The following is a 24396-nucleotide window of genomic DNA, read 5'->3' as shown; positions in this document are numbered from 1 at the left end:
CGTTCTGGCATGGATCCCCGGGTCAGGCCCGAGGATGGCGAGTGTGTTTTGACGCTTGTACGCAACCGTATTCGAAATGGACTGGGCACCATCCCCCGTCGTCATCCTCGGGCTTGACCCGAGGATCCATGCCTGAGCATTCGCTCTCCCCCCTTGAAAGAACGATGCGCTTCAAACAGCGCGTCGTCGCTGGTGCACTGTTTGAGGCGCACGGTGCCGCTGGCAGTCTTTGGCTGGGTGATTATGCGGTCGTGGCGTTCTGGCATGGATCCCCGGGTCAAGCCCGAGGATGACGAAGGGGGATAGTGTCCAGTCCAGTTTGAATGCGATTGCGTGCAAGCGTCAAAACACGCTCGTCATCCTCGGGCTTGACCCGAGGATCCATGCCCGGGCATCCGGGCAGCGCCAGCAACGCTCTAAACCCTTGGAAGCTCGATGCGTCAGGTCAGCTTCGGTATTCACTGGTCCGTGGTTCAAAGGAATTCACGTGACTGGTCAGCACTGCTGACCTAGGGTCGCGCTTTTGAGGGTTTGATGTCAGTCGAAATTGCCAGAGAAGATGCGCCTCCGCGCGAATTTATGGACGGGTTGCGCGACAGCGTGCCTGTGGTCGTCGCGGCGATGCCGTTCGGCCTCCTGTTCGGGGCGCTGGCCGTCGAAAACGGTTTCACCACGTTCGAAGTCGTGCTGATGAGCGCGACGATCTTTGCGGGCGCGAGCCAGATGGTCGGCATCGACCTGTTCGGCCAGAAGGTCGCGCCATGGCTCATCGTCCTGTCCATCTTCGCCGTCAATTTCCGGCATGTGCTCTATTCGGCCACCACGGGCAGGCGCATTGCGCATTGGGGGCCGGTGCAGCGTCTGATGGGGTTCTTCCTGCTGGCCGATCCGGTCTTTGCGGAAGCCGAGCGCCGTGGCGAGACACATGGCAAGATCACCTTCGGCTGGTATATGGGCTCCGCACTGCCGCTCTATCTGTGCTGGGTGGCGGAAGGCTGGGTTGGCGCGCTGTTTGGAAATCTGGTGCCCGATCCGCAGGCGCTGGGCATCGACTTCCTTCTGCCGATCTATTTCCTCGGCCTCGTCATGAGTTTTCGCAAGCGGTCTTTCTGGCTGCCGGTGGTGCTGATGAGCGCCGTTGTATCGGTGATCGCGTATCGCACGGTCGGCTCGCCCTGGCATGTTTCGATCGGAGCCATCGCCGGTGTGGCGCTTGCCGCTGCCGTGGCGCCGGGCACGCGGGCAGGGAAGGAGAAGTCATGAGCACGACAGTCTGGATCATTCTGGCAGGCGCACTCCTGACCTTTCTGACACGCGTTGGCGGCCATGTGGTGCTGTCGCGCTTCGAGCGCATTCATCCGCGTGTGGAGGCGGGCCTCAATGCGGTTCCCGCAGCGGTTTTGACCACACTGGTCGCACCGGCGGCGATGAATGGCGGCGTGGCCGAAACGGCGGCCCTTGTGACCGGCATCGCCGTTTCGCTGGTGACGGGCGGCATGATGCCGATGTTTCTGTCATCGGCGGCGGTGCTGATTCTGCTCCGCCACCTGCTTGGTTAGATGCCCGAACCGAACCCGCTCAATCGAGCGGGGCGGTCACTTTCTCCAGCCAGCCAAGCGCTTCTCCATCGAGCAGGGGCGAGAGCATGTCCCGCACCCGCGCATGATATGCATCGAGCCAGGCGCGCTCCTGCGTTGAGAGCAGGGCGGTGTCGATCAAACGGCGGTCGAACGGGCACAGGGTGAGTGTTTCGAAACCGTGCATGTCGATCTCGCCGCCTTCGATTGCGGTGGCAGGCTCGACGACGATCAAATTCTCCAGACGAATGCCATAGCCGCCCGGTTTGTAATAGCCGGGCTCGTTGGAGAGGATCATGCCGGCTTCCAGCGCCTGCGTACCGGTTTTGGCGACCCGTTGCGGCCCTTCGTGAACGGCAAGATAGGAGCCGACGCCGTGGCCGGTGCCATGGGCATAGTCGAGCCCGGCCTGCCAGAGGGCGTGACGCGCGAAGGGATCGAGATCCATGCCGCGCGTGCCTTTGGGAAAGCGCGCGGTGGTGAGCGCGATCAGCCCCTTGAGAACCCGCGTGTAGCGCTCGCGCATTTCATCATTTGGCGTGCCGGAAATCACCGTGCGGGTAATGTCGGTGGTGCCGTCTTCATATTGCGCGCCGGAATCGACCAGATAGAGCTCGTTCTGGCCAAGCGTGCGATTGGTTTTCGTGGTCACACGATAATGGATGATCGCGCCATTGGGGCCGGCGCCGGAAATCGTGTCGAACGAGATGTCGCGCAGCGGCATCTGCAGGTCCTGCCCGGTATCCGCCCGGCTTTCTTCCAGCTTGCGCACGGCGCTGATCTCGTCGACCGTGCCGGGGTTCTGCCGGTCCAGCCAGCTCAGGAAACGCACCATGGCGACGCCATCGCGGCGATGCGCCGCGCGCGTGCCCTCAAGCTCCGTCGCGTTCTTGATGGCGCGGGGCAGGCGGGCGGGATCGCCCAGATCGACAATGCTTCCGCCGGCCTGTTCGGCAACCTGCCGCAACCGCTCGGCGACCAGCACCGGGTCGAGGCCGATTGCGTTGCCGCCCTCGGCGCGCTCGGCCAGCACGTCGTCGAGCGTGGAGGGCGCTTTCAGATCGGCAAGCTGCGTCAGATAGGCTTCGGTCTCCCGGTCAAGCTTTCGTTTGTCGATGAACAGGATCGGACGCCCTTCGCCGGGGATCAGCGCGAAGCCGAGCGCGAGCGGGGTGTGCGGCACGTCCTGACCGCGAATGTTGAACGCCCAGGCGAGTGATGACGGATCCGTCAGAACGGTGCAGTCCGCGCCGCCTTCGCGCACGGTCTCGGCCATCCTTTCGAGCTTGGCGCTCGCCAGTTCGCCTGCGTATTCCTTCGGCTGGATGCGCGCCGGTCCAAGCGGCGGGGCGGGGCGATCATCCCAGATACTGTCCACCAGATTGTCATCGACCGGCACCATCTCGACGCCGCGCGCCGCAGCCGCTTTTCGCAGTGCGCGCAGTTCGGCAATCGTGTGCAGCCAGGGATCGAAGCCGATGCGCGCGCCCTTCGGCGCGTTCTGGCCGATCCAGTCCTTTGGCGGATTGTCGATCAGGCTTTCCACGGTGAAGGTGGATGGATCGGTCTGTTCCGCTGCCTGAAGCGTGTAGCGGCCATCGACAAAGAGAATGGCGCGGTCCTTCATGACAAGGGCAGCGCCGGCAGAGCCGGTGAAGCCGGTGAGCCAGGCAAGCCGCTCCGAGGAGGGGGCGACATACTCGCCCTGGTGCTCGTCCGCCCTGGGAATGAGGTAGCCGTCCAGATTGGCCTTCAGGAGCGCTTCGCGGAGCCGTCCAACGCGGGATATGCCCTGGCTGGGATCGGCGGTGACATCAAAAGACTGAAACATGGAACCCTGTCGCTTCTTCGAAATCGGCCCGAACCTACAGCATGGCCGAAGAAAGCGGAACGGGTTTCACGCGAGGCGGTATGTTGCGCTGCACAATTTCAAGTGTGCAATGCAAAATGAGATGGTAGCCATGCGCAAACTGCGCTGGTTGTGCCGGAAAGACAGGCCTATCTACAGGGCCACGGGCGAGGGAACATCCTTCGCAGGATTTTTAGGAGAACTCAGATGGCCAATAAGCGTGGCTTTTTCCGCGGCGCATTCGACGCGCTGATCGAAGCTCGTCAGAAGCAGGTCCGGAGCTATGTCAACGGCGCGCTTCTGATGCTTGACGACGAGACCCTGCGTGCTCACGGCTACAACCGTGAAGAGCTGAAGCGCAGCCGTAGCGTGTCGCACATGTTCTGATCCGCTGGTAACAGCGTTTGACCGAAACCCCGGAAGCTCTGCTTTCGGGGTTTTTGTTTTTTGTTAAGCATCCTTGAGAATTTCGCCGGCATATTAAAAGTGTTCTTTCCGCTTCCATGTAAGGAAGACGGAAGTCTGCCGGGTTTTATTGTTTGCCGGCGCGAAGCTTCATGACCATCGTTGGCCTGAACCATGCAACTTGATTTCCAGACCCTCTACATCATCATTCTGCTGAACTCCCTCGGGCTGATCGTGGTCTGGACCTCCGTTGCCTTCGTTTACCGGGAGATCGCTGCCGCGCGGTACTGGCTGGCAGCGCTGGTCGGAACCAGCATTGGCGGGCTTCTTCTCACAGTTGATGCGAATGGAGCGGTCGGTGTTGCCACAGTGGCCGGCATGGTCTTCATCGGATGCGGCTTCGCGACGATCCTTCAGGGCGTGGCTGTGTTCTATGACGGCCGCGCGCGCTGGAGACTTTTAGCCGCCTATGCGGTCGTCTGCGCGGTTCTGGCGGAAATGGCGGGGCCTGACCGGGCCGTGCAGAATGTCGTTTTTGCGCTGCTTCAGGCGCTGCCGACATCACTGCTGTTGCTCGTGCTCGCGACAAGACGGCCCGTCCGGCTCGGCGCTACGGTGGCGACCTTTGCTGCCGGCATTGCGCTTTCCGGTCAGGTTCTGGAGATTGCGTCCAATCTTGCCCGGATTTCCGGTTCTCTGTCCGATGCGGGGTACTACGCGTTTGCGCCATGGCTGCTGGTGGCAAACATTCTGGGAACGAGTGTTCTCAATCTCGGTTTCCTGCTGATGACCATCGACCGGTTGAGCTCCGCACTTGCTGATCTCGCCAGCCGCGATGACCTGACGGATTTGCCCAACCGCCGTGGGCTGCGCAACCGCGCACGGCGGGTCGAGAGAAGGGGGCGTGAGCAGGGGGAGTGCGTTTCGGTGATGATGCTGGACGTCGATTCCTTCAAGCAGATCAACGACACATTCGGCCATCATGCCGGGGATGCCTGCCTCGTGCATATCGCCGGCATTCTGAGCAATGGTCTGCACCGCAAGGACATTCTGGCCCGTGTGAGCGGTGATGAGTTCTGCGCCATACTGCCGGCGACGGATATGCGTGATGCAGCGCAGATTGCCGATATGCTGGTGAAGCAGATCTCCACGACACCGTTCATTGCCGGCAAGAGCCGCATTCCTCTGTCGGTCAGCATCGGCATTGCCGAGTGGAGTCCGGTGGGAAGCGAGGGGCTTTTTGAAGCGCTCACGCGCGCCGATGCCGCCCTTTACGACGCCAAGCGCTCCGGCCGAAACGGCTATGCGACGGATGTGCCCGAAGGGGAAGACAGACGTCGCGCCCTGGGCTGACAGGGAACCCGGGCGGTGCCGGGTTCCGCTTTCCTGACCCTAGCGCTTCATGTGAATGGTGACCCAGCCCTCACGCGCCTGCGTGCGAATGTGCCGGAAGCCCTGAACGCTGTAGGCCGCGATGACGGCGCGGCGCTGACGCTCGAGAATGCCTGACAGGATGATCGAGCCGCCCGGCGTGAGATGCCGGGCCATGGCCGGTGCAAGGCCCATCAGCGGCCGGGCCAGAATGTTTGCCACGATCAGGTCGAAGGGTTTCTGCTGGGCAAAGATCGCGTGGTGAAAGCCCGGCGCCGTCTGCGTGTCGACCAGGCTGGTGACGCCGTTGAGCTGGACATTGGCGCGGGCGACCTGCGTGGCGATGTCATCGATGTCGGTTGCCAGAACCGGGATGCGCGCGGCCTTGGCCACGGCAATCGCCAGAACGGCGCTGCCGGTGCCCAGATCCAGCGCATTGCGCGGCTGCTCGCATTTCAGGACATCGGCAATCGCTTCAAGGCAGCCGGCCGTGGTGCCATGATGGCCGGTTCCGAAGGCGAGACCCGCATCGATTTCGATGGCGATGTCGCCGATGCGCTGCAGATGCCGGTCGTGGCTGCCATGAACCAGAAAGCGCCCGACGCGGACGGGCTGCAGCCCTTCCAGCGAATGGCTGACCCAGTCGATGTCCGGCACCGTCTCGCGCTCCAGCGCGGGCATGGGCGATATGTCGGCCAGACATTCGAGAACCTGCTTTTCGAGCTGGTCGACATCGTCTTCCGTGTAGACGGAGATCTGGAAGATCCCGCTGTCTTCTTCCGGTTCGAAGATGCTGATCGGCAGCCCATCCTCTTCAAAACGGGTATCGAGGATAGAAAAGATCGCTTCGGCTTGTTCGCGCTGAGCGGTCAGGAAAAGTCGTGTCTGGCCCATGGATTTCCGATGTCAGGTTTCGTTCGCCAGACGCTTCAGCTTGGCGATTGCGGTATCACGATTTTCTTCATAGGCGATCGTTCCGAAAAAGTCGCCATCGCTGTCGAGCAGCAGGATCGATGCGGTGTGGTCCATCGTGTAGTCGTCACCTTCAAGCTCGACCTTGCGCACATAGATGGAGAAGCCCTTGGCCATGGCCGCCACCTTCTCGGGATCGCCGGTGATGCCGGTGATGCGGTCGGAGAAGTTGGAGAGATAGGTCTTCATCACTTCGGGCGTGTCGCGCTCGGGATCGATGGAAACGAAATAGGGCTCGATCTCCTCGCCTTCCTCGCCAAGCTCTTCCAGATAGCCATCCAGTTCAAACAGCGTGGTGGGGCACACTTCCGGGCAATGGGTGAAGCCGAAGAAGACGACGCGCGGCCCGCCCCTGAAGGCGGCCTCGGTGATGGTGTTGCCATCCTGATCGACCAGTTCGAACGGCACGCCGAAGGCCCTGCCGGAATTCTGCTGCTGGTACCACTGGAAGGTAAGAAGTCCGACGCCCACGGCCATGACCGCGAGAATGCCGATAAGAATGGATCGCATCATTGAAGTTCACCCGGAAACAAGAAAGCGCTGAAAGGCGGTGTCAGAGGCACCAGGCCAGCCCGGACTGGGCCAGCGCGAGAAAGATGTCGGCTCCGTTTTCCAGCCACATGGCAAAGACAAGACCGGTCAGGGCGGCAAGAACCAATGCTGCCGCGCCCATCACGATCCAGTTGGCCAAAGGCCTGGAGCCGTTTGTTTTCATGCCCCATGATAGGCGAAATGCGCTGCCGGACGCAAAGCCCATCTTGTCGCAAGCCTGTGCAGAAAATCGGAAGGGGAGGGAACCTCCCGTCGCCGGGAGCGCGACGGGAGGACTGCGGGGTTGAGGTGTTTTGCCTGGAGGCATTGCGCGGGTTTCTGGCCCGCAGGAACACAATAGGCATTCACGGCTAGGAAATGGTGTCCTTGATCTTCAATCATCGGGTGTGGATGATTGTATCGCCAATCAGCAGGAGACCGGGCAATGTCGATTGCGGGCATTCGTCTCAAGCGGATCTATGATCCTGTCGAGCCGGAAGATGGGGCGCGCATCCTCGTCGACCGGCTGTGGCCGCGCGGCGTCAGCAAGGAGCGCGCGGCACTTGAAAGCTGGCGGCCTCAGATCGGGCCGAGCCACGAGCTACGCCGGTGGTTTGCGCATCAGCCGGAGCGCTGGGACACGTTCTGCAACAGATATTGCGCTGAATTGAAGGCGCAGCCTGATCTTCTCGAAGACTTGCGTGAAAAAGCGCGGAAAGGACCAGTGACGCTGCTTTTCTCGGCGCGGGACCGTGAGCGCAATCAGGCGGCTGTGATCCGCAATCTTCTTCAAGAAAGCACGGATGGCTGAGGGAAAAAGTATACGAATTCTGAAAACGGCAACCTGCCATTGTACTTTTTCGCAAATGACTGTTTCTTGTAAAAAAGAGTAGAGCCGGTAATGAAACCTGTTTGCCTTTAGCGTATACGCAGGGGCTCTCTCTTGACTTCATTCATACAGACAGAGACATATGTGTTCAGGCAGCGCGCTTGTTTTGGGCAGCTGCGGCATCGGGGCGGATTTTATGATCAAGGATTTTGACAAGTTAAAGCAGCAACTTGCCGAGCTTTCCGAGGCGGTGAACAAGTTCGAGTCTGAAGCGGTGCAATTGCGCGTCGTGGAGCTTGTTCTGGGCCAGCGCGACGGTCAGGTTGCCGGCCTGTCCGAAAATGGTATCGATGGATACATTGCCGGACCGGGCATGATGCACATTGTGCGCAACACGCCGCGTCCCGGACGCAAGAAGACGACCACCGACAGCGCCAGGGGCGCGGTCGCGGCGCTGAATGAGCTGCTTGAAGGCGATTTCTTCAGCGAGCCGCGCACGATTGGCGATGTCGTCGCCCACTGCCAGAGCCAGTTTGGCACGCGCTACAAGTCGAACGCCTTTTCAGGCCCGCTCTCGCGCCATGCCCGCAACGGCATTCTGACCCGCGAGAAAAATGAAGACGGCAAGTTCGTCTACGTCGATCCGCAAAAGGCTGCCTAGAGCAGCGCGCACACATTGCGGGCCGGGTGAGTGCGTTTACAGCCGCCCGGGTTTGCTCCTTCCAGAAAACCGAAACGCTCGCTTCCCGTCGGGGCCGCGCATTTTGCGGGTCAGGTGATTCCACCTGACCCCTTGTTCCTGTTTTCACGAAATTCTGGACGGAAAACCGTTTCCCGATTTTGCCGCTGGGTCTAGGCCGGCTTCACGAAGCCTTCGAGAACGCGTTTCTGGCCGGCCTTGTCGAAATCGATGGTGAGCTTGTTGCCCTCGATTGCCGAGACATTGCCATTGCCGAACTTCATATGGAACACGCGGTCGCCGACCTTGAAGGTGGACGGCTTTTCGGACACGGATCTGGCGACCAGCTCGCCCTCGATCACACGGCCCTTCACCGAGCCGCGCCCCGCGCCATAGCCCGAATCCGCCTCGCCATAGCCGATGCGCTCGACCTGATGGCCGGAGCGATTGCCCCAGTTGCGCGCGGTTGCGTCGGTGCGGTTCTTCTGGGCGCGCTGCCAGCCGGGCGTCGCGTAGCTGTTGGAGAACACGCTCTGGTCGTCGAAACGCGATTTGCCATAGGGGTTGGGCCGGCCGGGCTGGCCGACGGAATACCCGCCATAGCTGTTGCTCTCTTCGGCCACGTCCACATGCGCTTCGGGAAGCTCGTCCAGAAAGCGGGAAGGAATTGTCGACTGCCACAGACCGTGGATACGCCGGTTTGAGGCGAACCACAGGTGCAGGTTCTTCTTGGCGCGCGTCAGGCCCACATAGGCCAGCCGCCGCTCTTCCTCGAGGCCCGAGCGACCGCCTTCGTCAAGCGCGCGCTGATGCGGGAAGAGGCCTTCCTCCCAGCCGGGCAGGAACACGGTCGGGAATTCAAGACCCTTGGCCGAGTGCAGCGTCATCAGGCTTACGGCGTCGAGCTCTTCATGGCGCTCGGCGTCCATCACCAGCGCCACATGCTCCAGAAAACCGCGCAGGCTCTCATATTCCTCCATGGAGCGGATCAGCTCCTTGAGGTTTTCAAGCCGTCCCGGCGCTTCTGCCGAACGGTCGTTCTTCCACATTTCCGTGTAGCCGGATTCCTCGAGGATCATCTCGGCCAGTTCCGTGTGGGGCGTCCGGTCGAGCATGCTCTGCCAGCGCTCGATGTTCTCCACCAGCGTGCGCAGCGAGGCGCGCGGCTTTGGCTTCATCTCCTCGGTGCCGACCAGATCGCGTGCGGCCTGCAGGAGCGTTGCCTCACGCATGCGCGAAACATCGTGGATCTGGCGCACGCTGGCTTCACCCAGCCCGCGCTTGGGCACATTGACGATGCGCTCGAATGCCAGATCGTCGGCGGCCTGCGCGACGATGCGGAAATAGGCCATGGCGTCGCGGATCTCGAGGCGCTCATAGAAGCGCGGTCCGCCGATGACGCGGTAATTGAGCCCCAGCGTGACGAAGCGGTCTTCGAACTCACGCATCTGGAAGGAGGCGCGCACGAGGATGGCGATGTCGTTGAGCGCGTGGCCCTTGGACTGCAACGCCTCGATCTCTTCGCCCACGGCCCGGGCCTCTTCCTCCGAATCCCAGGCGGCATGCACCTTCACCTTGGGATCGTCGGGGTCGGAATGCTCGGTGAAGAGCGTTTTGCCAAGCCGCCCTTCATTGTTGGCGATGAGGTGCGAGGCAGCGCCCAGAATGTGCTTGGTGGAACGGTAATTGCGCTCCAGCCGGATCACGGCAGCGCCGGGGAAATCCTTCTCGAAGCGCAGGATGTTGTCCACTTCCGCGCCGCGCCAGCCATAGATCGACTGGTCGTCATCACCGACGCAGCAGATGTTCACCGGTTCCGTGCTCTTGGGGCGCTGGGCGAGCAGCCGCAGCCACATGTACTGGGCGGTGTTGGTGTCCTGATACTCGTCCACCAGAATGTATTTGAACCGACGGTGATAGTCCGCAAGCACATCGGGATGATCGCGCAGAATGCGGATCGGATGGCAAAGGAGATCGCCGAAATCGACGGCGTTGAGCGTCTTCAGGCGGTTCTGATAGGCGGTGTAGAGTTCACGGCCCTTGCCATTGGCGAAGGCGCGGGCGTCGCCCTCGGGAATTTCCTTTGGTGCCAGCCCCTTGTTCTTCCAGCCGTCGATCATCTGCGCGAACTGGCGCGGCGGCCAGCGCTTGTCGTCCAGCCCTTCGGCCTGAATGATCTGCTTGATGAGGCGGATCTGGTCATCGGTGTCGAGAATGGTGAAGGAGCTTTTGAGCCCCGCCAGCTCGGCATGCTTGCGCAGGATCTTCACACCGATGGAGTGGAAGGTGCCGAGCCATGGCATGCCCTCGATGGCCTCGCCGACCAGCGTGCCGATACGCACTTTCATCTCGCGCGCGGCCTTGTTGGTGAAGGTCACGGCCAGGATCTGTGAGGGATAGGCGCGGCCGGAGGCCAGAATATGCGCGATGCGCGTGGTCAGAACGCGTGTCTTGCCGGTGCCCGCGCCCGCAAGCACCAGAACCGGGCCTTCGGTGGTTTCCACCGCCAGCCGCTGCTCGGGATTGAGCGCATCGAGATAGCGTGTGTCGGGTCCGCCCGTGCGCGCAGCCATGGCGCGCGCTGCGATGCCTGAAGGCTTCTGCGCAGCCGGGGGCGTCGGGGCGGGTTCGTCCTCGTCAAAGAACGGAATATCATCAGGAAAGCCGGACATCGCACCTGCTTATGGTGATTCGGGGGGCATAGCCCATGGATGTTTTCTATTTGTACCGGTTTGCGCCTCACGAACCAAGGGGGTGCCAAGCCGGCAAAAAGCGGGGGAACAGCGTCGTCAGTGCTCGCTTTCGCAGAGTGAATGGTCGGATAGCGCCCGCAGCACATAGCAATCGCAAACCGAGCCGCTGTCGCAACTGTCGACGATGCGCTGGAGCTCATGCTCCAGCCTTTGCAGGCGGGCAATGCGCTCGCGCACTTCGGTAAGGTGCTCGCGGGCAATGCTGTCCGCCGTTTCGCAGGGTTTTTCGGGATGCCCGCTCAGTTCGATCAGCGAACGGATTGCGTCGATGCCCAGCCCCAGGTCGCGGGCGTGGCGGATGAAGGCGAGGCGCTCCATCGCCTGCTTTCCATAGCGACGCTGGTTGCCGGAGGAGCGCTCGGGCGGTTCGATCAGCCCGGTTTCCTCGTAATAACGGATGGTTGGCACCTTCACGCCCACCCGTTTCGACAGTTCGCCAATTGACCACATGCCGCGCGGCTCCTTCAAAATCTCTAGTCTATATAGGTATTGCCGGTCTTCTGCGAAAGGCCAAGGGGGAAAGCCAGACGGGGGGCGGGCGAAGAGAAAATTGGTTCACGCGGGCGTGAATGGACGTTTTCCCGGCTGGCCCTACCTTGGACTTCGGCGGGAACCAGTCAACGAAATGGGAGTGAATTCATGCAGGATCAGCCGAAGATCACCCAGGCGATGATCGACGCCTATGACGAATACACCCATCTGACCCTCGACCGCCGCGCCTTCATGAACAGGCTGACGCGACTGGCCGGATCGGGTGCAGCTGCGGCCGCCATCGCGCCTCTGCTGGCGGCAAATTCCGCCCGCGCGGCCATGGTCGCAGACGATGACGAACGCCTTGAAGCCGAAGACATCACCTATCCGGGTGAGGGCGGCGAGATGAAGGGCTATCTCGTGCGGCCTGCGGATGCGGGCGAGAAACTGCCCGCTGTGATCGTCGTTCACGAAAACCGCGGCCTGAACCCGCATATCCGCGATGTGGCGCGGCGTGTTGCGCTGGAAGGCTTTGTGGCGCTTGCCCCGGACTTCCTCTCACCGCTGGGCGGCACGCCGGAGGATGAGGACAAGGCGCGCGGTCTGTTCGGCGAACTGGATCGCGATCAGACGGTGGGCAATGCGGTGGCCACGCAGGCTTTTCTGGCAGGCCATGACGCCACGACCGGCAAGGTGGGCGTGATCGGCTTCTGCTGGGGCGGGGCGCTGGTGAACAATCTGGCCGTTGCCGATCCCGAACTGGATGCGGGCGTCGCCTATTATGGCACGCAGCCGGCGGCGGAAGATGTGGTGCGGATCGAAGCACCGCTGCTCCTGCACTATGCCGGGCTGGATGAGCGCGTGAATGCGGGCATCGACGCTTATCGGGCCGCACTTGAAGATGCGGGCAAGACCTTCACCATCCATGTCTATGAAGGGGTGAACCACGCGTTCAACAACGACACGTCCGAAGCCCGCTATGACAGTGCTGCGGCGGAACTGGCCTGGGAGCGCACGATTGCGTTTCTGAAGGAGAACCTGACCTGACTTCAGTATGAGCCGAAGGGCAGGGGATCGAAGTCCAGAAAAATGCGTTTCTGGCGCGCGGTGCGCACAATGGCGCGTACATAGATCAGATCGATGGGAATGGGCCTGCGGTTGCGCTCCAGCCAGTAGAGCTCGTCCTCGATGGATTTGAGCGCGCGCCAGAAATCATAATCGGAGATCTCGTGCGAATGCGCGAGACTCTCCGACAGGGCTCTGGCTTCCTCGTTCAACAACTGGCTTCTCGCCGCCTACGAATCGACTGGTTTCAGGCGATGGTCTGCGCGGGGAGGGGCCGCTTCAAGCGGGCGACATGGTTAAACTTGTGCAAAGATCTGGCCGCTGGCGTTATGGTTAACGGAGCCTTTAACCAGTCCTTATCCCTTTAAGTCTCTGGCGCAAAAGAACTATCGGTGTTCTTCCTCGCTGATGTCCACCAGCGCGCGGTTGAAGAAACGCAGCGCCCGCACATGGCTGGCAAAGGCGATGACGCGGCCCGGATCCTGCAGATCGACCACCGGCAGGCGGTCGTAGCCGCCCTTGTCGAAGGCGCGCAGCGCCGCCTCCAGCGTGTCGGTCGGTTTGAGCGCCGGCGCGCCCGTTTCCGGGTCGAAGGCCACAGGTTCCTCATCCTCCGGCAGCGGCTCCATGAAATCCATCACACGGGTCATGTGGCCGAGCGTCTTGTGCGGCCCCTCAACGAGAAACAGCCCGCGCATCTCCAGCTGCCACTGGAACCAGGAATGGCCGTGAATGGCCTGGGTGATGCCATGCGCCACCGCCACGGTGAGCAGGAGCGCGATGGACAGCTCGTAGCCGCCGGTCAGTTCGAACACGATGACGGTGGTGGAGATGGGGGCGCCGAGAACGGCTCCGGCAACGGCGCCCATGCCGAGGATGGCGTAGAGCCCTTCGCTCGATGCCATGTTGGGGAAGGCTGCGGCGGCGATGATGCCGAACGCGCCGCCGGTGAGCGCGCCGAGGAAGAGGGCTGGGGAAAAGATGCCGCCGCCAAACCGCATGGCGAGCGTGATGGAAGTTGCGGCCGTCTTGACGACGATGAGCGCCAGCATGGTCATGAGCGGCAGGCGGTTCCACAGCGCCATGTCGGTGATCTCGTAACCGACGCCGAGGATCTGCGGGAAGACCACGGCCATGCCGCCGACGATGAGCCCGCCGACCACGGGGCGCGTCCATAAGGGAATGCGCACGCCGCGCGCCGCATAGTCGGAGACGAAGAGCGAGAACTGGAACAGGATTGCGACCACGGCGGCGGTCACGCCGAGCAGCGCGAAGGCCGGAAACTCCCAGAAGGACGTGATCTGGTGGGTGGGCACCAGAAAGGCAGCCGAACTGCCGAACCAGAGGCGCGAGGCCACCGCACCCGCCGCCGAGGCGATGACGATGGGCACGAAGGAGCGCATGGCGTAATGCCCGAGGATGACCTCATGGGCGAACAGGACGCCGGCGATGGGTGCGTTGAACGAGGCGGAGATGGCGCTTGCAACGCCAGCGCCAAGCAATGTGCGCCGGCACCATTCGGGCAGGTTTGCGCGCCAGGCGATGGCGCTGGCAAGCACTGCGCCCAGATGCACCACGGGCCCTTCGCGCCCCGCACTTGCGCCCGAACCGAGCGAAAGCGCGGTGATGAATGCGGACAGGATGCCTTCGCGGAAGGAAAGCTTGCTGCGGCCGGAAAGCGCGCGCGCCTCGATCACGTCGGCCACCGCGCCGGTGCGGCGCGCTTCAAGCCGCGTGAGCAGCAGGCCGACGAAAAGCCCGCCCACGGTGGGGCCGGCCACGATCCAGTACCAGGGCAGCGACAGGGCGGCGGTGAACACGCGCTCCGAACGCGTGCCGAGCCAGAAAAGCTGGAAGACGCCGATCAGCTCGCGGAAAATGATTGCGGCAATGGCGACGCCGAGCCCGAGAAACAGCGACAGAAGCCAGACAAGCGGCAGGCGCGCGTTGAGGAACGCGCTGACGTTTGGTTCAATCCACGTCCGCAGAATTTGCGGAAGCCGCTGTATCAGCCTGAGAATCGACATGCCTGCCCCGTTTTCCCGAGCCTAAAGCATCGGACCGGAAAGTGGAATCCGGTATTCGGCTATTCCGGTGCTCCATCAATAGTTTAGATCGGCCTTTTGCGTCCGAAGGGACGCTGGCGATCTAGCTCTTTCGGCGGCGGATTGCGATTGACCGGCCGGCGCGGGCGGGTGTTTCGAGCGTCGCGTGGAGCGTGCGCATCGCTTCGACCCGCTCAAGCACATCACGGGGGAAGGGGGTGACCTTCGGCCCCGACATGTCGATGTGAAGCGTCATGGTTTCGCAGGTGGCCGCCAGCCAGCCCTCGTCGGCGTGGCGCAGCTCCTGATAGGAGTGAAGCCGCTTTTCGTCATGGTCGAGCAGCTGGTAGGTGCCGCGCACCCGGTCGCTGAGATGCAGTTCGCGCACATAGCTAAGATGGATTTCCGCCGTGTAGGTGGTGAGCCTGCGGGTGGCCGCATAGTGCGCGCCCATGCCCAGGCTCTCCCCCACTTCCTCATAGGCGCGGTCGAAGAGCACGGTGTAGTAGGCCATGTTCAGATGGCCGTTGAAATCGATCCAGTCTTTCTGCAATTCGAAGACGCGGGAAGTGTAGGGCGCGTTGTCTGGCATTGTTCTTCCGTATTTCTGGCCTGTGGACTGTTTCGGACCTGCGGCGTTTGTGTCACCCAAATTGATCCAAACTGCCTGTAAAGGTGCTTTATTGCGGCAGATTCGGATAGAAACGAAAACCACCCCGCTGGACAAGTGTTGGACCACGCGAAGGGTTGGACCAGGTAATTGGAGAACAGGCATGGCGCTGGCGGAACTGGAAAAGCTGGATCGCAACGAAGAGGGCATTGCCCGCGTTCTTGAGATCCTCGGGGAGCGCTATGGCGAGCGTTTGCTGACGGGACATTCGGTGCGTGAGCAGCATGCCCACTCGACCAGCTATATTCCCGCGCAATTGCCCGATGGCGTGTTCGCGCCGAACAATGTGGAAGAGGTGCAGGATGTGGTGCGCCTGTGCGCCGAGCATCGCGTGCCGGTCATTCCCTTCGGCACGGGCTCTTCGCTTGAGGGGCATGTGAATGCGCCGGCCGGCGGCATTTCGCTCGATCTCATGAACATGAACCGCATCATTGCCGTCAACGCCGAGGATCTGGACTGCACGGTCGAACCCGGCGTGACGCGTGAGGATCTGAACCACTATCTGCGTGATACGGGCCTGTTCTTCCCGATCGATCCGGGCGCGAACGCCAGCCTTGGCGGCATGGCCTCGACGCGCGCTTCCGGCACCAACGCCGTGCGCTACGGCACGATGCGCGACAATGTGGTGAATGTGCAGGCGGTGATGCCCGACGGGCGTCTCATCACCACCGCGCGGCGCGCCCGCAAGACCTCTGCCGGTTACGATCTGACCCGGCTCATGGTCGGCTCCGAAGGCACGCTCGGCATAATCACGGCGATGACGCTCAAGCTCTACGGCATTCCGCAGGCGGTATCCGGCGGCGTCTGCTCGTTCCCGGATGTGGAATCGGCCTGTCAGGCGGTCATCATGACGATCCAGATGGGCGTGCCGGTGGCGCGCATCGAGTTCGTCAACGGCCTCGCCATGAAGGCGATCAACGCCTATTCCGATCTGGATTACCCGGAAGGCCCGTGCCTGTTCCTGGAATTCCATGGAACCGATGCAGGCGTGAAGGAACAGGCCGAGACCTTTGGCGAGATCGCCGAGGAGTTCGGCGGCGGGCCGTTCCAGTGGACGAGCGTTGCCGAGGAGCGCACGAAGCTCTGGAAGGCGCGTCACAACGCCTATTGGGCGTGCGTGGCGCTGCGCCCCGGCGCGCAGGGGCTTTCCACCGATGTCTGCGTGCCGATCTCGCGGCTGGCCGAATGCATTGTCGAGACCGAGGCCGACATCGCCGAATCGGGCCTGATCGCCACGGTCATCGGCCATGTGGGCGATGGCAATTTCCACGTGCTGGTTCTGATGGATATGAACGATCCGAAGGAGATCGAGCAGGCGGAAGCCTTCGTTGCGCGTCTCAACCGGCGGGCCCTCTCCATGGACGGCACCTGCACCGGTGAACACGGCATCGGCCAGGGCAAGATGCGCTTCCTCGAAGAGGAGCTGGGCGACGCGGTGGACGTGATGCGCGCGGTCAAGGAAGCCATCGATCCGCACAACATCATGAACCCGGGCAAGATCATCGGGGCAAGGCGCACATAAGCCGGATTTGTGCGACCATGCATGGTGTTAGCCCCTTTAACGCCACTGAAATACGCATAGTGTAGGGGCTGAGGACGCATATTTAGGAGACGGAACTGGCCCGGCTGTTCGTATTCTTCGGTGGACTTGTGGTGCTGGCGCTGACCTCGGCGCTGGTGGCTCCCTATTTCATCGACTGGAACCATTATCGCTCCGCCTTCGAACGTGAGGCGGGGCGGGTGCTTGGCCGTGAAGTCCGGGTGGAAGGCTCTGCGCGCGCGCGGCTTCTGCCGTTTCCGTCTCTGACCTTCACCGATGTCGTCGTGGCCGGGAAGACGCCGCAGGCGCCGGGCATGACGGTGGACGAGTTCTCCATGCATGCGGAGCTTGCGCCCTTCCTGCGCGGCGAGGTGCTGATCTTCGACATGCAGCTCACGCGGCCGCATGCGCAGATCGCGATTGCCGCCGATGGCGGTATCGACTGGGCGGTGCGTCCGTCCGGGCCGTTCGATGCGCGACAGGTGACGCTGGAGAATGTCTCCATCGTCGATGGCTCGGTGACGCTGGCGCATGCGGCAAGCGGGCGTCAGCACGAACTGACCGACATCGATGCGCAGCTTTCCGCCCGCAGTCTGGCCGGGCCGTGGCGTATTGGCGGAACGCTCTCGCTCGACGACATGCCGATGCGCGTTTCCGTTTCCACCGGCTCGCTGGGCGATGATGGCCGCATGCGGGTGCGTTTCGAGGCGCTGCCGGACGACCTGCCGGTCAGGCTCGCCACCGATGGACAGGCGCGGATTGAGGAAGGGGCCGCCTTTTATGACGGCGCCTTTGCGCTCAACACCTATTCCGATGAGGCCATGGCCAGGCTGCGCAAGGAGGCCGAGCGGCCGCTGGCGCTGACGAGTGCCGCCGCCACCAACCGGCTGACGGGTCTCTTCGACCTGCGCCACGACCGTCTGGCGGTCGAGCAGTTCCGTTTCGAGACGGGGCCGGCCGACGCGCCTTACACCGCCGAGGGGCGGGCCAGTCTGGAGCTTGGCGGCGAACCGCGCTTCTTCATTTCAGCCGACGGCGCGCAATTGCGTTTCGACGGCGAGAATGACGGCGACAGCGCGTCGGGCGGTCTGGATATAGCCAGGCGTTTTGAGGCGTTTGCCGCACTGATCCGCGCCGTGCCTTCGCCAACCATACCGGGCGAGGTTGCAATCAACCTGCCGGCGATCGTTGCCGGCGACACGACCATCCGCAACATCGAACTGCGCGCCGAACCCGCCGAGGGCGGCTGGGCGGTGGGGTCCGTTGCGGCCACACTTCCCGGGCGCACGCGCTTCGAGGCGAACGGATTTCTGGCGACGGATGAAGAACTGGGCTTCAACGGGCACATGCTTCTGGCAATCGCCCAGCCCTCGGGCTTTGCCGCCTGGGTTTCGCGCGATGTGGACGATGCGATCCGCCGTCTTCCGGCTGCGGGTTTCAGCGCCGATGTGGCGCTTTCGCGCCGCGCGCAGACCTTTGAGGGGCTTGAACTCATCCTGGGTGACGCGCGTTTCAACGGACGCGTCGAGCGCCGGGAGCCGGAGAACGCAAAGCCCTGGCTCGATGCGACGCTCGACGGCGAGGCGCTCGATCTGGAAGGCATTCAGGCCTTCATGTCGCTGTTTGTCAGCGATGCGGGCGTGAACCGGCTTTCGGGCCATGATGTGGATCTCGACATCAAGGCCGGCCCGGTGGCGGCGCTGGGCATGCAGGCCAACACGCTCGACACGGCACTTCGCCTGCGCGAGGGCGTTCTGGAAATTGACCGGCTGACGCTCGGCGGGTTCGCCGGCGCGCAGCTGAGCGCGACCGGTCAGTTGCGCAATTTTGCAGGCATGCCCACGGGGCAGGTCGATGCGACGGTTCTGTCGACCGATCTTGGCGAGCTGGTTCTGGCGCTGGCGGGACGCTTTCCCGAGAACCGTGTCTTCAGGGCGCTGGCGCAGCGCGTTCAGGCGTTTCCCGGTCTGCTTCAGGACGCCGAGCTGAACCTCGTCGCCAGTGCCGCCGAGAATGGCGATGAAACCATGGGCATCGCCGTCAGTGCCGAAGGCGTTGCCGGCGGCACGGATCTGAGCCTTTCGCTTTCCGACAGCGGTGCAGAGGACGATCTGGCGCGCGGTGATTTCAAGCTCTCGCTGACGGCGCGAAACGACGAAGCCGCCGTTCTTTATGGACTGGCCGGCATTCCGGCCCTGCCGCTTGGTCTGGTCGGCGAGGCGCGGCTTGAGCTTTCGGCCGAAGGCTCTCTGGCCGATACGGTTGACGGGCAGGCGCGGGTGATGGGCGAGGGGCTTGTCGCCTCCTTCAAGGGGCAGGCGCTCAATGCGCTTTCCGCGCCATCGCTCGACGGTGAGGTGAAGCTTGTCAGCGATGACATTGAAACCTGGCTTGCCGTTGGCGGCGTGGTTCTGCCCGGTTTCGGGCTTGGCATGCCCGTTGCGCTTTCCGCTGATCTTGAATGGAGCGAGAAGCTTGCCGTTCTGACCGATCTCGAAGGCGAGGTGGCCGGCAGCGGTGTGACGGGGGATCTGAACATCGCGCTCGATGGCGGCAAGCCGCATATCGATGGCGCGCTCACCATGACGCGCTTTGATCTCGCACCGGCTGCCGAACTCGTCATGGGGCCGGACGTGCTTTCGGGCGAAGAAGACGGGGCATGGCCGCAGGCGCCATTCGGCAACGACGTGTCTTTGCCGTTCTCGGCCAATCTCGACCTGCGCACGGATGCGCTTTGGACGGGATTTCTCTCGGCTGGCCGCGATGCGCGCCTGAAACTCAGGCTGGACGATGAGGGGCTGACGGTCTCCGATCTCAAGGCGTCCCTGTTCGATGGTTCCGTTGAAGGCTTTGCCACGCTGAAAAACAATGCAGGCACCGGGCTTCTTTCGGCGCAGATCGGTCTCAACGACACGGCGCTTGATACGCTGATGCCGCAGGGCAGCCTGGAAGGGCGCATGAGCGCGCGCGCCAGCGTGACCGCCAGCGGCAAGAGCGTGAATGCGATGGCGGCGGCCCTGACGGGCTCCGGTTCCGCGACGCTGAAGGATCTGGTCATCAATGGGCTGAACCCGAAGGCGCTGCCGCAGATCCTTGAAGAAGCCGATGCGGTGGGCAATGGGATCGATCTTGAAAAGACCGAGGCTTTCGCGCCGCGGCTGATCCGCGAAGGACAGTTTTCCGCAGGCGAAACGGAATTCGCCTTCACCATTGCCGGCGGCATGGCGCGCACGCCGCCCGTGCAACTGGCGACGGATGGCGCGACCTTCAGCACGACGGCCACGGCCGATTTGCAGAAGATGGAAGTCTCCACCGATGGCGCGCTGGTCTTCGATCCCGGTGTGGATGCGGTGGTGGGGGCGGAGCCGCGTGTCGAGGTGGTTGCCTCCGGGCCATTCGGCTTTGTTGGTTCCGGGCTTTCGGTCGAACCTCTGGCGCAGTATCTCACCCAGCGCGCGCTTGAGCGCGAGCAGGTGCGTGTGGAGCGCATGCAGTCGGTGCTTCTGGAGAAGCAGCGCCTACGCCGTGAAGCGCGTTATTTCGCAGAGCTTGAGGTCAAGCGCGAGCAGGCCGAAGCCGAGCGGCAGCGGCTTGAGCGCGAACTCCGGCTGGAGCGCGAGGAGGCCGAGCGCCGCGCGGCTGAAGAGGCGGAGCGCAAGGCGCGTGAGGCGGAAGAGGCCCGCCGCCGTGAAGCCGAGGAAGCGGCCCGGCTGGAGGCTGAAGAGGCCCGCCGCCGCGAGGCGGAAGCCGCTCGCGCCGCCGAAGCCCTTAAGCGTACGCAGCGTGTCGCGCCGGCTCCTTCTGGAAATGGCTCCGCATCAGAGATCGAGCGTGCGCCGCTTGAGCCGCCGTCAGGCGGCATCAATACGCCTGATGCGGTGTCGGAGTTTTTCCGGGCCAAGGATCTTTCAGCGGATCGTCTGCGCGAACTTCTGGACGGTGGCCAGTAGAGCGGTCGCCGCTCAATTCTCCCGGCAGGCTCTCATGCCTTGTCGTTCGTTTCCTCAAGACGCGCCTTGAGATCACGCAGCACATGGAGGCGAAGCTCGGAGGACAGATTGTTGTCCGCGCTGCGGTTCTCATCCACCTCGGCAATCAGCGTGGCCAGCGGCATGTTCTGCCGCCGGGCTATGGCTTCAAGTTCCTCAAGGAATGGTTTTTCGAGGGAAATGCTCGTGCGGTGGCCGCGAATGCTGACCGAACGCTTGGCAATTCCGCTCATTTGGGATCGCGTTCCGGGCGACCGGTGAGCCGGTGCCCGTCCAGCTGCGCGATGGTCTGCGATCTGTCGCTCTCATCGCGCATGCGCTCGGCCTTGCTGCGGCCATGCAGGATGCGGTTTTCGGCGGCGCGCTGCTCTTTTTCCGCACGCGCACGCTGCTTGCGGCGCTGGCGAAGATTGACCAGCTCGCCCATCGTCACTTCTTCCGAAAGGCGTCCAGGGAAACCACTTCCGCACCCTTGTTCCCCGGCCCGGCGTCGTCTTCTGCCTCATCGGCTGCCGTCTCGGCATCCGCTTCGGTCTTTTCCTTCTTCTTCGGCTTGCGGGCGGCTTTCCTTGCGCCGGCCTTTTTCGCCGATCCCTCATCCGCCTCGTCGCCATCGGTGTGAACCGCGGTGATCTCGGCGCTGGGAGCGTCTTCCTGCTCGGGCTTCACATCGAATTCGAGCTCGAAATTCACGGACGGATCGTAGAACCCGCGCACCGCAGAGAAGGGAACGCTGAGCATTTCCGGCACATCGGCGAAGGAGAGGCCCACTTCGAAACCCGTCTCGCTGACTTTCAGGTCCCAGTACTGATACTGCAACACGATTGTCATCTGTTCGGGATAACGTTCACGCAGGCGTGACGATACACGGACACCGGGTGCATTGGTCAGAAAGGTGATGAAGAAGTGATGCTCGCCGGGAAGCCCCGTGCGCGCAACTTCAGTCAGGACTTTGCGCATGACGCCACGCAGCGCATCCTGAGCGAGAATATCGTATCTAATGCGGTCTTCGGCCATTCTGCGAACCGGTTGTTGAATCTTTGACTTACCTCTAATCAAGGACCGTGCTCACGTAAACCGGCAAAAGGCGGCTTATGTCTGTTCGCACGCTCCCACCCGCCTGACAGACCAGTTTTTTCAACCATGGCCCTCTTGTCTGTATTGCAGACAATCGTTGCGGGACGCTGCACTGCGCCGGAGACATTGCCTGACAGCTTCGCTGTCTGCGCGCGAATGTCGATGCAGGGAAGGGGAGATTGAAAGGAGAGGTCGAGAGCGGGGCAAGAGTGGAGGCTTCTGTTGCCAGGTGCCTCCGGACCCCGCCTAAAGGTGCGAACCCTTAGGAGTTCAAGTGAAGCTGTCGCACTGCATTAAGCAGCGAGACGTGCCTCCGCATAGTTGTCGTTTGCAACTACTAGTTTGACCCGATAACGGTGGTATCATGCCGAGCGAAAGTCCGATCTTTACACCCTCGTCGATCCTGTTTCGCCCCCATCAGAAGCCGCCCTCGGGCCGGAGCCCTGCGGCGGTTTGTGGTGGAGGCGCCGGGCACTGCCCCCGGGTCCGAATGGCTTATTTCACCGGCAGTTTATCGCCATAGTCGGTCAAGCCGACGCAGCGAATATAGTGACCCGGCCTTCGCAAGAAAAGGGGTCTTCGCGTGAAACCCGTGGGGTTTTCACATTGACTTAACGTCAACCTATAATAAATGTCTTTTTTGGTGTGAGGCGGCTTTGGCAAACGCACAGGTTGCGTGATGTCCGGCCGTTTCTGTGGAAGCGTACCCACGTTGAAAAGTGAGGGAAAAGATCATGGCCGATTATCTTGCGGATGTCCGCAAATACGATGCCACCGCGAGTGAGGAAGTCGTCAACAAGATCGTGAAGCATCTTGGCATCGCGTTGCGCAACAGGGATTCCTCCCTGGTCTCCTGCAGCGATTCCAGCGAGCTTGACCGCGTTCGCACCAGCTGGTGCATGAAGAAGCTCGGACAGACCGACGCCGCAAAATGCGATGCCGTGATCGAGACCGTGTGCGAAACCATGTCTGGCGACCGGTCCAAGAGCCGCGTGACGTTCTACTATCTGGTTGCGAAGCATCTGGGTCAGCTTTCCGAACTTTGAGGTTCCGGCTTCGCTGAACTTCGCCGCCTCTTTCTGCCGGGGGGAGGGGCGGCTTTCCCTTTAACCCTGTTGCCCGAATGTGCGCCGGCGTATGTGGATGGCGTCGCCAAACCCTGTGGCGCGCACTTTTCGTGGCAGGTGGCTGCTTTATGATGGCGCGATAACGCCAGCCCGAATCGGACAGCCATGCGCCAGTATCTCGATCTTCTTTCCCATGTTCTCGAAAACGGTGTCGACCGCGACGACCGCACGGGAACCGGCACGCGCGGCGTGTTCGGCTATCAGATGCGTTTTGATCTGGAAGAAGGCTTTCCCGTTCTCACCACCAAGAAGCTGCATCTGCGTTCGATCATTCACGAGCTTCTCTGGTTTCTGAAGGGCGACACCAACATTCGCTACCTGAAGGAAAACGGTGTTTCCATCTGGGATGAGTGGGCGGATGAGAATGGCGATCTGGGGCCCGTCTATGGTGCGCAGTGGCGCTCCTGGCCGGCGCCGGATGGCGGGCATATCGACCAGATCGCGAATCTTCTGAAAGGTTTGCGCGACAATCCTCATTCGCGGCGTCACGTGGTGTCGGCGTGGAACCCGGCCGAGGTGGATTCCATGGCGCTGCCGCCATGCCACTGCCTTTTCCAGTTCCACGTGGCCGACGGGCGGCTTTCCTGCCAGCTCTACCAGCGCTCCGCCGACATTTTTCTGGGCGTGCCCTTCAACATCGCCTCCTATGCGCTTTTGACGATGATGGTCGCCCAGGTGACCGGGCTGCGCGCCGGCGATTTCGTGCACACGCTGGGCGACGCCCATCTTTATTCCAACCATTTCGATCAGGCGCGCGAGCAGCTGACGCGCACGCCCAAGCCCTTGCCCACCATGTGGATGAACCCGGATGTGACGGATCTCTTTGCGTTCCGCTTTGAGGATTTCCGTCTCGATGGCTATGTCGCGGATCCGACGATCCGTGCGCCGATTGCCGTTTGAGCGGGGAGGGGGCGATGAGCATCGAACTGGTTGTGGCAATGGCCGAAAACGGTGTGATCGGCCGCGAGGGCGACCTGCCGTGGCGGCTGTCGACCGATCTGAAGCGCTTCAAGGCGATCACCACGGGCAAGCCCGTGGTCATGGGGCGCAAGACCTGGGAAAGCATCGGCAGACCGTTGCCGGGACGACGCAACATCGTCATCACGCGGCAGGCGGGATACGAGGCTGAAGGGGCGGAATGCGTCTCTTCGCTTGCCGTTGCGCTTGCGCTGGCTGGCGGTGGCGATGCGAAGGCCGATGTCTGCGTCATCGGCGGCGGGCAGATCTACCGCGAGGCGATGGAGATGGCCGACCGTCTGCATGTCACGCATGTGCATGCCGAGATCGACGGTGATACGGTGTTTCCCGAAATCGACCCGGAAATCTGGGAAGAAGTCTCGCGTGAGGACGTGCCCGAAGGCGAAAAGGACGTTTACGCCACAACCTATGTGGTCTACCAACGGCGCTGAACAGGCTGGGCAAGGCACTCTTTTCCCTGCAAAGATC

General features: G+C 62.3%; 24 protein-coding genes and 1 other RNA gene. 12 read left to right on the top strand and 13 right to left on the bottom strand.

What is annotated here, in order from left to right; all coding sequences use genetic code 11:
• Positions 1-534 precede the first annotated feature (534 nt).
• Entirely contained in the window at positions 535-1263 is a 729-nt protein-coding gene (locus tag ACRTG1_RS11290; protein WP_206548131.1) for an AzlC family ABC transporter permease, read from the top strand.
• The gene (locus ACRTG1_RS11285; RefSeq protein ID WP_113155630.1) at positions 1260-1559 is read left to right on the top strand and encodes an AzlD family protein; all 300 of its coding nucleotides are present in this window, start codon (positions 1260-1262) and stop codon (positions 1557-1559) included. The genes ACRTG1_RS11290 and ACRTG1_RS11285 overlap by 4 nt, the downstream gene beginning before the upstream one ends.
• A gap of 19 nt (positions 1560-1578) precedes the next feature.
• Here ACRTG1_RS11285 and ACRTG1_RS11280 read toward each other — a convergent pair whose 3' ends face one another.
• Complete coding sequence (locus tag ACRTG1_RS11280; RefSeq protein WP_432516291.1) at positions 1579-3408, bottom strand: aminopeptidase P family protein; 1830 nt, start codon at positions 3406-3408, stop codon at positions 1579-1581.
• Positions 3409-3633: 225 nt separating this feature from the next.
• Between ACRTG1_RS11280 and ACRTG1_RS11275 the strand changes: the two genes are divergently transcribed.
• Both ACRTG1_RS11275 and ACRTG1_RS11270 read left to right on the top strand, forming a co-directional pair.
• Positions 3634-3813 carry a hypothetical protein gene (locus ACRTG1_RS11275; protein ID WP_113155628.1) on the top strand — a complete coding sequence of 60 codons (180 nt, stop codon included), beginning with the start codon at positions 3634-3636 and terminating at the stop codon, positions 3811-3813.
• Positions 3814-4005: 192 nt separating this feature from the next.
• Complete coding sequence (locus ACRTG1_RS11270; RefSeq protein WP_283799670.1) at positions 4006-5184, top strand: GGDEF domain-containing protein; 1179 nt, start codon at positions 4006-4008, stop codon at positions 5182-5184.
• A 39-nt stretch (positions 5185-5223) separates the two neighbouring features.
• Here the strand turns inward: ACRTG1_RS11270 and ACRTG1_RS11265 are convergent, their stop codons facing one another.
• The 3 genes from ACRTG1_RS11265 to ACRTG1_RS11255 are packed head-to-tail and all read right to left on the bottom strand — an operon-like array spanning position 5224 to position 6889.
• A complete protein-coding gene (locus ACRTG1_RS11265; RefSeq protein WP_432516290.1) occupies positions 5224-6096 on the bottom strand; it encodes a 50S ribosomal protein L11 methyltransferase in 873 nt (290 codons plus the stop codon).
• 12 nt (positions 6097-6108) lie between these two features.
• On the bottom strand, positions 6109-6687 hold the full coding sequence (locus ACRTG1_RS11260; RefSeq protein WP_236042179.1) for an SCO family protein: 579 nt from the start codon (positions 6685-6687) through the stop codon (positions 6109-6111).
• Positions 6688-6727: 40 nt separating this feature from the next.
• The gene (locus tag ACRTG1_RS11255) at positions 6728-6889 is read right to left on the bottom strand and encodes a hypothetical protein (protein ID WP_206544343.1); all 162 of its coding nucleotides are present in this window, start codon (positions 6887-6889) and stop codon (positions 6728-6730) included.
• A gap of 261 nt (positions 6890-7150) precedes the next feature.
• Here ACRTG1_RS11255 and ACRTG1_RS11250 point away from each other — a divergent pair, with 261 nt between their 5' ends.
• Together ACRTG1_RS11250 and ACRTG1_RS11245 are read left to right on the top strand one after the other, a co-directional pair.
• A complete protein-coding gene (locus ACRTG1_RS11250) occupies positions 7151-7516 on the top strand; it encodes a DUF488 domain-containing protein (protein ID WP_432516289.1) in 366 nt (121 codons plus the stop codon).
• A gap of 214 nt (positions 7517-7730) precedes the next feature.
• Positions 7731-8195, top strand: a complete 465-nt coding sequence (locus ACRTG1_RS11245) for a hypothetical protein (RefSeq protein WP_113155623.1) — start codon at positions 7731-7733, stop codon at positions 8193-8195.
• Between the two features lie 191 nt (positions 8196-8386).
• Here the strand turns inward: ACRTG1_RS11245 and ACRTG1_RS11240 are convergent, their stop codons facing one another.
• Entirely contained in the window at positions 8387-10885 is a 2499-nt protein-coding gene (locus ACRTG1_RS11240) for an ATP-dependent helicase (RefSeq protein ID WP_113155622.1), read from the bottom strand.
• Positions 10886-11002: 117 nt separating this feature from the next.
• Positions 11003-11416, bottom strand: coding sequence for a MerR family transcriptional regulator (locus ACRTG1_RS11235; protein WP_206543877.1), 414 nt, complete (start codon positions 11414-11416; stop codon positions 11003-11005).
• Positions 11417-11605: 189 nt separating this feature from the next.
• On the opposite strand from ACRTG1_RS11235, the gene ACRTG1_RS11230 reads away from it, so the two are divergent.
• Complete coding sequence (locus ACRTG1_RS11230; protein ID WP_206543876.1) at positions 11606-12484, top strand: dienelactone hydrolase family protein; 879 nt, start codon at positions 11606-11608, stop codon at positions 12482-12484.
• 2 nt (positions 12485-12486) lie between these two features.
• Here ACRTG1_RS11230 and ACRTG1_RS11225 read toward each other — a convergent pair whose 3' ends face one another.
• The 3 genes from ACRTG1_RS11225 to ACRTG1_RS11215 all read right to left on the bottom strand — a co-directional run bounded on the left by ACRTG1_RS11225 (position 12487) and on the right by ACRTG1_RS11215 (position 15139).
• Positions 12487-12717, bottom strand: coding sequence for a hypothetical protein (locus ACRTG1_RS11225; protein ID WP_224873487.1), 231 nt, complete (start codon positions 12715-12717; stop codon positions 12487-12489).
• Positions 12718-12888: 171 nt separating this feature from the next.
• Entirely contained in the window at positions 12889-14529 is a 1641-nt protein-coding gene (locus ACRTG1_RS11220; protein WP_113155618.1) for a chloride channel protein, read from the bottom strand.
• 121 nt (positions 14530-14650) lie between these two features.
• A complete protein-coding gene (locus ACRTG1_RS11215) occupies positions 14651-15139 on the bottom strand; it encodes a thioesterase family protein (protein WP_206543875.1) in 489 nt (162 codons plus the stop codon).
• A gap of 181 nt (positions 15140-15320) precedes the next feature.
• On the opposite strand from ACRTG1_RS11215, the gene ACRTG1_RS11210 reads away from it, so the two are divergent.
• Both ACRTG1_RS11210 and ACRTG1_RS11205 read left to right on the top strand, forming a co-directional pair.
• On the top strand, positions 15321-16739 hold the full coding sequence (locus ACRTG1_RS11210; RefSeq protein ID WP_206543874.1) for an FAD-binding oxidoreductase: 1419 nt from the start codon (positions 15321-15323) through the stop codon (positions 16737-16739).
• Between the two features lie 95 nt (positions 16740-16834).
• Complete coding sequence (locus ACRTG1_RS11205) at positions 16835-20707, top strand: AsmA family protein (protein WP_432516334.1); 3873 nt, start codon at positions 16835-16837, stop codon at positions 20705-20707.
• Positions 20708-20739: 32 nt separating this feature from the next.
• On the opposite strand, the gene ACRTG1_RS11200 is transcribed toward ACRTG1_RS11205, so the two are convergent.
• The 4 genes from ACRTG1_RS11200 to ssrA all read right to left on the bottom strand — a co-directional run bounded on the left by ACRTG1_RS11200 (position 20740) and on the right by ssrA (position 22399).
• Positions 20740-20979, bottom strand: a complete 240-nt coding sequence (locus ACRTG1_RS11200; RefSeq protein ID WP_432516288.1) for a ribbon-helix-helix domain-containing protein — start codon at positions 20977-20979, stop codon at positions 20740-20742.
• Positions 20976-21173, bottom strand: a complete 198-nt coding sequence (locus ACRTG1_RS11195) for a DUF4169 family protein (protein ID WP_206543872.1) — start codon at positions 21171-21173, stop codon at positions 20976-20978. Before ACRTG1_RS11195 ends, ACRTG1_RS11200 begins: the two co-directional genes overlap by 4 nt.
• Positions 21174-21175: 2 nt before the next feature.
• Positions 21176-21763: an SspB family protein gene (locus tag ACRTG1_RS11190; protein WP_432516287.1), complete on the bottom strand. Its 588-nt coding sequence runs from the start codon at positions 21761-21763 to the stop codon at positions 21176-21178.
• A gap of 268 nt (positions 21764-22031) precedes the next feature.
• Positions 22032-22399: a transfer-messenger RNA gene (ssrA, locus tag ACRTG1_RS11185) on the bottom strand.
• Positions 22400-22557: 158 nt separating this feature from the next.
• Here ssrA and ACRTG1_RS11180 point away from each other — a divergent pair.
• The 3 genes from ACRTG1_RS11180 to ACRTG1_RS11170 all read left to right on the top strand — a co-directional run bounded on the left by ACRTG1_RS11180 (position 22558) and on the right by ACRTG1_RS11170 (position 24359).
• The gene (locus ACRTG1_RS11180) at positions 22558-22869 is read left to right on the top strand and encodes a DUF2853 family protein (protein ID WP_206543870.1); all 312 of its coding nucleotides are present in this window, start codon (positions 22558-22560) and stop codon (positions 22867-22869) included.
• A 186-nt stretch (positions 22870-23055) separates the two neighbouring features.
• On the top strand, positions 23056-23850 hold the full coding sequence (locus ACRTG1_RS11175; protein WP_297563842.1) for a thymidylate synthase: 795 nt from the start codon (positions 23056-23058) through the stop codon (positions 23848-23850).
• A gap of 14 nt (positions 23851-23864) precedes the next feature.
• Positions 23865-24359 (top strand): dihydrofolate reductase, encoded by a 495-nt coding sequence (locus ACRTG1_RS11170; protein WP_206543868.1) that lies wholly within the window; start codon positions 23865-23867, stop codon positions 24357-24359.
• The last annotated feature ends 37 nt before the right edge of the window (positions 24360-24396 follow it).

Source organism: Nitratireductor sp. PBL-C9, assembly GCF_050877045.1.
GTDB classification, from domain to species: Bacteria; Pseudomonadota; Alphaproteobacteria; order Rhizobiales; family Rhizobiaceae; genus Nitratireductor; species Nitratireductor aquimarinus.
The sequence above is the reverse complement of the archived record's forward strand: the minus strand, read 5'-3'. Positions and strand labels throughout refer to the sequence as shown.